The organism is Kitasatospora sp. NPDC091257 (assembly GCF_044757675.1).
Taxonomy (GTDB): domain Bacteria; phylum Actinomycetota; class Actinomycetes; order Streptomycetales; family Streptomycetaceae; genus Kitasatospora; species Kitasatospora lactacystinica.
The window spans coordinates 1-7,229 of the sequence record NZ_JBIVVI010000378.1 but is presented as its reverse complement, the minus strand read 5'-3'; the positions used below and the strand labels follow the sequence as shown (position 1 = coordinate 7,229).

General features: G+C 73.6%; 9 protein-coding genes. 5 read left to right on the top strand and 4 right to left on the bottom strand.

What is annotated here, in order from left to right:
- Positions 1-40: 40 nt before the first annotated feature.
- Positions 41-241: a hypothetical protein gene (locus tag ACIQOV_RS18910; protein ID WP_380541579.1), complete on the bottom strand. Its 201-nt coding sequence runs from the start codon at positions 239-241 to the stop codon at positions 41-43.
- Between the two features lie 211 nt (positions 242-452).
- Here ACIQOV_RS18910 and ACIQOV_RS18905 point away from each other — a divergent pair, with 211 nt between their 5' ends.
- The 3 genes from ACIQOV_RS18905 (at position 453) to ACIQOV_RS18895 (ending at position 2,324) form a co-directional block, all read left to right on the top strand.
- The gene (locus tag ACIQOV_RS18905) at positions 453-947 is read left to right on the top strand and encodes a carboxymuconolactone decarboxylase family protein (protein WP_359902091.1); all 495 of its coding nucleotides are present in this window, start codon (positions 453-455) and stop codon (positions 945-947) included.
- 151 nt (positions 948-1,098) lie between these two features.
- Complete coding sequence (locus tag ACIQOV_RS18900; protein WP_401049786.1) at positions 1,099-1,743, top strand: class I SAM-dependent methyltransferase; 645 nt, start codon at positions 1,099-1,101, stop codon at positions 1,741-1,743.
- Entirely contained in the window at positions 1,740-2,324 is a 585-nt protein-coding gene (locus ACIQOV_RS18895; protein ID WP_380352434.1) for a TrmH family RNA methyltransferase, read from the top strand. The genes ACIQOV_RS18900 and ACIQOV_RS18895 overlap by 4 nt, the downstream gene beginning before the upstream one ends.
- Before the next feature lie 130 nt (positions 2,325-2,454).
- Here the strand turns inward: ACIQOV_RS18895 and ACIQOV_RS18890 are convergent, their stop codons facing one another.
- The 3 genes from ACIQOV_RS18890 to ACIQOV_RS18880 are packed head-to-tail and all read right to left on the bottom strand — an operon-like array spanning position 2,455 to position 5,371.
- Positions 2,455-4,077 carry a hypothetical protein gene (locus ACIQOV_RS18890; RefSeq protein WP_401049784.1) on the bottom strand — a complete coding sequence of 541 codons (1,623 nt, stop codon included), beginning with the start codon at positions 4,075-4,077 and terminating at the stop codon, positions 2,455-2,457.
- Positions 4,074-4,976, bottom strand: coding sequence for an ABC transporter ATP-binding protein (locus ACIQOV_RS18885; protein ID WP_401049789.1), 903 nt, complete (start codon positions 4,974-4,976; stop codon positions 4,074-4,076). Before ACIQOV_RS18885 ends, ACIQOV_RS18890 begins: the two co-directional genes overlap by 4 nt.
- An 11-nt stretch (positions 4,977-4,987) precedes the next feature.
- Positions 4,988-5,371, bottom strand: a complete 384-nt coding sequence (locus ACIQOV_RS18880; RefSeq protein WP_401049781.1) for a hypothetical protein — start codon at positions 5,369-5,371, stop codon at positions 4,988-4,990.
- 238 nt (positions 5,372-5,609) lie between these two features.
- Between ACIQOV_RS18880 and ACIQOV_RS18875 the strand changes: the two genes are divergently transcribed.
- Positions 5,610-7,019 (top strand): histidine kinase, encoded by a 1,410-nt coding sequence (locus tag ACIQOV_RS18875; RefSeq protein ID WP_401049779.1) that lies wholly within the window; start codon positions 5,610-5,612, stop codon positions 7,017-7,019.
- A partial coding sequence (locus tag ACIQOV_RS18870) for a response regulator transcription factor (RefSeq protein ID WP_401049777.1) occupies positions 6,983-7,229 on the top strand: 247 nt, incomplete at its 3' end. The genes ACIQOV_RS18875 and ACIQOV_RS18870, both read left to right, overlap by 37 nt.

Genomic DNA, 7,229 nt, shown 5'->3' with positions numbered 1-7,229 from the left:
GGCTGCGGGCCCGCAGCCGGTCCCGTCGCCCGCCCGTCGGCTACTCCCGGTACTCCTCCTCGTCGTGCCGGACCGGCCGGGTCTGTTCCACGACGTCCGCGACGTTGGTCGCCGGGTCCGCTCCGAGGGCCCGGCGTTCGGCCACCTCGTCGTAGGTGTCGCCCTCGGGTGCCTTCTCGTCGGTCTCGACGGTCTCGGCGGTCTCCTCGATCAGGTATTCCTCGTGCTGTTCCTGCGGCATGGCATCCGTCCTCACTGTTCGGAGGCCTTCACGGGCCCGGCTGGCGTACTGGCAGTATCCGCCGCCGGGCGCCGGGACGCGAAGTGCCGACGCCGTTCCGGCGTGTTGCCGGGACTGCCGCGGACTCCTTGCCGACCCGCCGGATTGACCCATGAAACAGCGCCCTGAATGGCCCAGAGGGCAGGTTCATTCCGCCCCTAGGGTCATAGGCATGACGACGAACGAGAGCGCCCGGACCACCCCGACCACCGACGCCGCCGAGGCCCCCGCCCGCCTCGACCACGCCCGCACCGCGCCCAAGGTGTTCCGCGCGATGATCGCCCTGGACGCCGCCGCCCGCGAGGGCCTGGACCCGGCCCTGGTCGAGCTCGTCCAGGTGCGCACCTCCCAGCTGAACGGCTGCGCGTACTGCCTGGACATGCACGTCAAGGACGCCCGCAAGGCCGGCGAGACCGACGAGCGGATCTACCTGCTGCCGGTCTGGCAGGAGGCCCCGGCCGGGGTCTACAGCGAGCGCGAGCGGGCCGCCCTGGCGCTGGCCGAGGAGATCACCCGGATCCACGGCGGCGTCTCGGACGCGGTGTACGCCCGGGCCGCCGCGCACTTCGCGGAGGCCGAGCTGGCGCAGCTGATCTCGGTCTGCTTCACCATCAACGCCTGGAACCGCATCAACGTGGCCACCCGCAAGACCCCCGGCGCCGCGTGACCGCACCGCTGTCCGGAACGCCGTCCGCACCGCCGTCCTGAACGTCGTCCTGAACGTCGTCCGGGCCGCCGGGGGTACGATCGGTGCCGTACAAAGGGCTAACCCACACCCACCCGGTGGCCCCGAGGCCCATACGAACGACGGGGAAATCATGTCCGGCTCGCACTACTTCACCGGTGCACCCGAGGTGGCCAGCGACCGCCGGCCGATCACGGTCTCCCTGCCGGACCTCACCCTGGAACTGACCACCGACACCGGGGTGTTCTCCCGCAGCCGACTCGACCCGTGCACCCGGATCCTGCTGGAGCACGCCCCGCAGCCGCGGGTGCGCGGCCCGATCCTGGACATCGGCTGCGGCTACGGTCCGATCGCCCTGACCTGGGCGAGCCGCCGCAAGCGCCTCCCGGTCTGGGCGGTGGACGTCAACGAGCGCGCCCTGGAGCTGGTCCGGCTGAACGCCGAGGCGCTGGGGCTCGGTAACGTCCAGGCGGCCCTGCCCGACGACGTCCCCGAGGACGTCCGCTTCGCCACCATCTACTCCAACCCTCCGATCCGGATCGGCAAGGCCGCGCTGCGCCGCTTGCTCACGCACTGGCTCGACCGGCTGACCCCGGACGGCTCGGCGTTCCTGGTGGTGCAGAAGCACCTGGGCTCGGACTCGCTCCAGAAGTGGCTGAACGAGCAGGGCTACCCGACCACTCGGGTCGCATCGGTCAACGGGTCCCGGATTCTGGAAGCGCGGCCCCGCCCCGAGGTGGGCGAGGGCTCCGAGAGTGGACGAGGTACGACGACGTGAAGCAGCTGCGCGGGACCGAACTGAAGCGCCTGCACCGCTCCTGGCGGCGCAGCAACGAGTTCCGGCTCGCGATGATCCTGGAGAACCTCCAGTCGCCGTTCAACGTCGGCTCGGTGGTCCGCACCGGCGCGGCGATGGGCGCCGAGAAGCTGTACCTGGCCGGGGACACCCCGTCGGTGCGCTCGTCCGGCGCTCAGAAGGCCGCGATGGGCACCGACAAGTACCTGAAGGTGGAGCACTTCCCGACCGTCGCCGAGGCCGTCGCGGCGGCCAAGGCGGACGGCTTCAAGGTCGTCGGTCTGGAACTGGCGGACGAGGCGGTGCCGATGTTCGCCGCGGAGCTGACCCCGGCGGTGGCCTTCGTGCTCGGGCACGAGGACCGCGGGATCACGCCCGAGGCGCTGGCCCTGTGCGACCAGGTGGTGTTCGTGCCGCAGCTGGGCCGGGTCGGCTCGCTGAACGTCTCGGCGGCCGCCACGGTGGCCTGCTACGAGGCGCGCCGGCAGGGCTACGCGATCAGCGGCACCCCGGACGGCGACCTCGCGGGTGACCTGGCGGGCGACCTCGGCGACGACGAGTAGCCGAGCAGCGCCCCCGAGGTGTGACCCGAAGCGCGAGGGGAGCCCGGTCCGTCCGCCGACGGGCCGGGCTCCCGGCTTCGCACGGCCTCGGCCTTGCCCTCTGCCCCGGGCCCGTGCCCCGACCCGGGCCTCAGCCCTTGACGTTCCGCCGGGCCGCCCCGACCAGGAACACCACCGCGAGCATCGCCGCGGACAGCGCCCCGACCAGCAGCGGGCCCGGACCGGCCGGGCTGCCGTCGACGCGCACGGCCCCCATGAAGTCGACGGCGGCGACGTTGTTGACCAGGACCCACCAGAGCGGCAGGTAGACCGCCTGGAAGAGCCGGTGGCTCCGGCTCACCACGCCGAGCGCCATGGCCAGCGACGGGACGAACAGCGCGCCGCCGAGCCAGCCCGCCGTCCCCGCGCCGTCGCCCGCCACCAGCATGCGTATCAGCGGGGCGGCGCCCGTCACCGCCGTGAGCACCAGCCCGGACGCCCATTCGGCGAGCAGCCGGCGCCGGGCCGACGGGTAGGCGCCCAGCAGCACCTCCAGACCGTTCTCCACCTGCCGGCTGCCAAGCCGGGACCAGATCAGGACCGGCCACAGCCACACCAGGGGCAGCAGCAGGCCGGTGACGGCGTCCGTCGGCAGCACGAACCCGGCCGCCGTCAGCCCGGCCGCGACCAGCCACCACCACCGGGAGACGCCCTGCACCAGGATGCGGACCTCACCCGCCAGCAGCCGGCCGAACGCCCCGGCCCGCCGCGGTTCGGTCCCTGGCAGGGCACCCCGCGCGGTCGTCCGGCGCGCCCCCGCGGGCTCCGTCCCGTCGGACCCGGACAGCCGGCCCGCCGCCCCGGCGGCCGTCGGAACCTCGGCCGGCTCCGGCGGCGCGGCCGCCCCGCCGGACCCGCGTGCGGGATCGAACCTGCCGAACCACAGCGCCGGCAGCACCGCCACGGCGAACGCCGCCAGCACCAGCGCCAGCCGGCCGAGGAGGAACCCGGAGGACGGGTCGAACCCGTCCCAGCGGAAGGTGCCCAGCGGCCTGTCGACCTTGGTGAGGCCGAGGCTGAATCCGCCCGGGTCGGCCGTCCCGTGCTGGGCCTCCAGCGCCGCGCCCATCGACCGCGCGATCCGGTGCACACCGAGGCCGTCCAGCGGCGCGGAGGCCGACTGCCCGCCGATCGCGAGCACCATGGCCAGCACGAACCAGACGACGTTGCCGAAACCGCCCCGCAGCAGCGGCACCGTCTCGAACAGGAGCGCCGCCGCCGCGGTGAAGGCCATCAGGGGCAGCGAGAGCAGCAGGAACGGCTCCGCCAGGGCTGCCGGGTCGACCGCGCGGTCCTCACCGCGGGCGAGCTGCATCAGCAGCGCGGTGACGGCCAGCACGCCGACCATGGAGGCGAGCACCAGCAGGTTGCTCAGGAACTTGGCCAGGAGGTACTGGGAGGTGCGCAGCGGGGTGGCGGCGAGGATCTGTCCGACCCCGGTCGCCCCGTCCCGCGCGATGCCGCTGCGCACCACGTAGAAGCCGCCGAAGGTGAGCCAGAGGGCGCCGGCCAGGGCGGTGACCGCACCGACGTAGGCGCTGTTGTAGACGCCCCGGCTCCCGCCCACGTCCATGATCGTCCAGTGGCCGCCCGCGTCCGGTACGGCCAGGTAGCCGAGCCCGACCGCGGCGAGCAACGTCACCGCGTACACCGGCCGGCGCACCCGGTCGCGGAAGTCGCCGACCGCCAGCCCGGCGAGCACCGATCCGGTCACCGCCGCACCGCCCGCGGCTCGGCCCCGTCCGGCTCCCCCGGCCGGTGGATGACGCCCAGGTAGGCGTCCTCCAGGTCGGGCGGCACCGGGACCGCGTCGGGCCGCGGCGGCTCGGCGGCGAGCAGTCGCAGCCGCACGCCGCTCCCGGTCCGCACCATCCGGCTGACCACGTGGCGGGCCCGCACCTCCAGGAGGTCGGCCGGATCGACCACCGCCTCCCACACCCGCCCGTCGACCTCCCGGAGCAGTTCGTCCGGCGCGCCCCGGCGCAGCAGCCGTCCCCGGGCGACCACCGCGATGTCGGAGGCGACCGACTCCACGTCGGAGACGATGTGGGTCGACAGCATCACCACCCGGTCCGCCGCGAGCTCGCTGAGCAGGTTGCGCAGGCGCACCCGCTCCTCCGGGTCCAGGCCGGCGGTCGGCTCGTCGACCACGATCACCCGGGGGTCGGCCAGCAGCGCCTGCGCGATGCCGACCCGGCGGAGCATGCCTCCCGAGTACGCGCCGAGCGGGCGCTTGACCGCCTCGGTCAGGTTGACCAGCTGGATCAGCTCGTCGATCCGGGCCCGGGCCGAGCGGGCGCCGATCCCCTTGGCGGCCGCCAGGTAGGACAGGAACTCCCGTGACGTCAGGTTCGGGTAGACCCCGAAGTCCTGCGGCAGGTAACCGAGTTCCCGGCGCAGCCGGTCCGGCTCGGCCACCACGTCGGCACCCCGGTAGCGGACCTGGCCGCCCGTGGGCCGGGTGACCGTCGACACGATGCGCATCAACGACGACTTCCCGGCACCATTCGGCCCCAACAGCCCCACCATTCCCGGCCCGAGCCGCATCGTGATGCCGTCGACGGCCCGCTTGCCGCCCTTGTGGACCTTGGTGACATCCACCAGTTCGAGCACGCTCTCCGCCCTCACCCCTTGAGCTCCGTCCCACGCCCGTCCCGCAGCACCACGACCCCCCGGGGAACATCGACCCGGTACTTCGTGTCGCAGTTCGCCAGCCCCGAACACCCCGCCCTGAGTTCGAGCACCCCGTCCTCAAGCGTCCAGGACTCCTTGACGCTGCCGACCTTCCCGCTCGTGTCGAACCAGCGGGTGACCTTGACGCCCTCGCGGGCGACCGCGACCAGGTCGGCCGGCGCACCGTGCGACTTCACGTCCAGGCTCTTGCCGGCGAACTCGAAGGTCCTGTCCTCGGGCGCGGCGTCCATGGCGTCGGCACAGCCGGCGAGCGACACCAGCGCGGCCACCACGAGAACGACCGTCCCGTATCCGGATCTCGCACGTCGCTCCACCTCATCCTCCTTGCGGCTGTGATCGGACGCACCGTTCCGGGCCCATCCCCGGGGCACGTGAACCCGCTCGCAAGCCTGGCCGATCCGCGGACTCCTGCCATCTGCCGTTCGGCAGATATCCCGTATGACCAAAGGGGGAGTTTCTCCCACCGACAACACCCTCCCACCGTCGCCAGAATGGCCTCACGGCCGGTACGACCGGACCGTACGACAGCACCACCGGGAGGGGACCACATCCATGGACAGCACGACGCGACCCGCACAGAGCCCGGCACCGGCCGAGGCCACCGGGCTCTCCGCACCCGCCGGATCCTCCGTACCCACCGGATCCTCCGTACCCGTCGGATCCTCCGTACCGGCCGGCTCTTCCGTACCGGCCGGGTTCTCCGTACCGGCCGGGCTCACCGCCCTCCGCCGGAGCCTGACCCTCAGCCGGCTCTCCTGCGTCGCCCTCGTCCACTCCCTCGGCGTCACCGGCGCGATCTCCCTCGCCGGCCCGGGCCTCGGACTGGTCCCGCGGGCCATGGCCCGAGTGCGCGCGCTGACCGACCGTCAACGCGCCCTGGCCGCCGACTGGTCCGGCATCCGCTTCCCGGGGCCGCCCGGCCCGCTGCCCCCGGTGCCCGAGGGCGCCTCCGGCGTATTCGCCCGCTACCGCTGGATCACGGGCGACCCGCAGACCCGCCGCGAGTTCCACTGGGTCCTCGCCGAGCCGTTCCTCGGCAGCGTGCTGGCCTTCCTGCCGGTCGCCGCCCTGCTCAGCGGCCTCTGGGGCGTCTTCCTGGCCCTCTTCGGCGTCCCGCTGTCCGCCGAGTGGGGCGGCCTCTGGTACGAGTTCATCCCGATCGAGGGCACCGTCACCGCCGTCCTCGCCGGCGTCCTCGGCCTGCTCCACCTCCCGCTCGCGCTCTGGCTCGCGCCCCGCACCGTCCACCGGCACGCCCGCCACGTCCACTCGATGCTCGCCCCGGGCGAGCAGGAGCTGCTGGCCGGCCGGATCGCCCACCTGACCGCCACCCGCAGCACCGCCGTCGACACCCGGATGGCCGAGATCCGCAGGATCGAGCGTGACCTGCACGACGGCGCCCAGGCCCGGCTGGTCGCGATGGGCATGACCCTGGACGCCGCCGAACACCTCCTGGAGAGCGACCCGCAGGCCGTCCGCGCCCTGCTGGTCGAGGCCCGCCAGTCCTCGGCCAAGGCCCTGGAGGAGCTCCGCGACCTGGTCCGCGGCATCCACCCGCCGGTCCTCGCCGACCGCGGACTCGCCGACGCGGTACGGGCGTTGGCCATGGTCTGCCCGGTCCCCACCGAGGTCTCGGCGGACCTGCCCGGCCGCCCCGAGATGCCCGTCGAGTCCGCCGCCTACTTCGCGGTCTCGGAGCTCCTCACCAACGTCGTCAAGCACTCCGACGCCGGCCGCGCCGGAATCGACCTCCGCTACGATCGCGGCGTGCTGCGCATCACCGTCTCCGACAACGGCCGCGGCGGCGCGGACGCCCGCCGGGGCACCGGGCTGCGCGGCGTCGAACGACGGCTCGCCACCTTCGACGGGGTCGTCTCCGTCAGCAGTCCCCCCGACGGTCCGACCACGGTGACCATGGAGCTTCCTTGCGCATTGTCCTCGCCGAAGACCACTTCCTCCTGAGGGACGGCCTGATCCGCCTCCTCCAGGCCCACGGCCACGAGGTGGCGGCCGCCGTGGACAACGGCCCCGACCTCCTCCGGGCCCTCACCGAGCAGCGGCCGGACGTCTCGATCGTCGACGTCCGGCTGCCGCCGACCTTCACCGACGAGGGCCTGCGCGCCGCCCTCACCGTCGCCCGCCGGCTGCTGGAGAAGGGCATCGGCGTGAAGG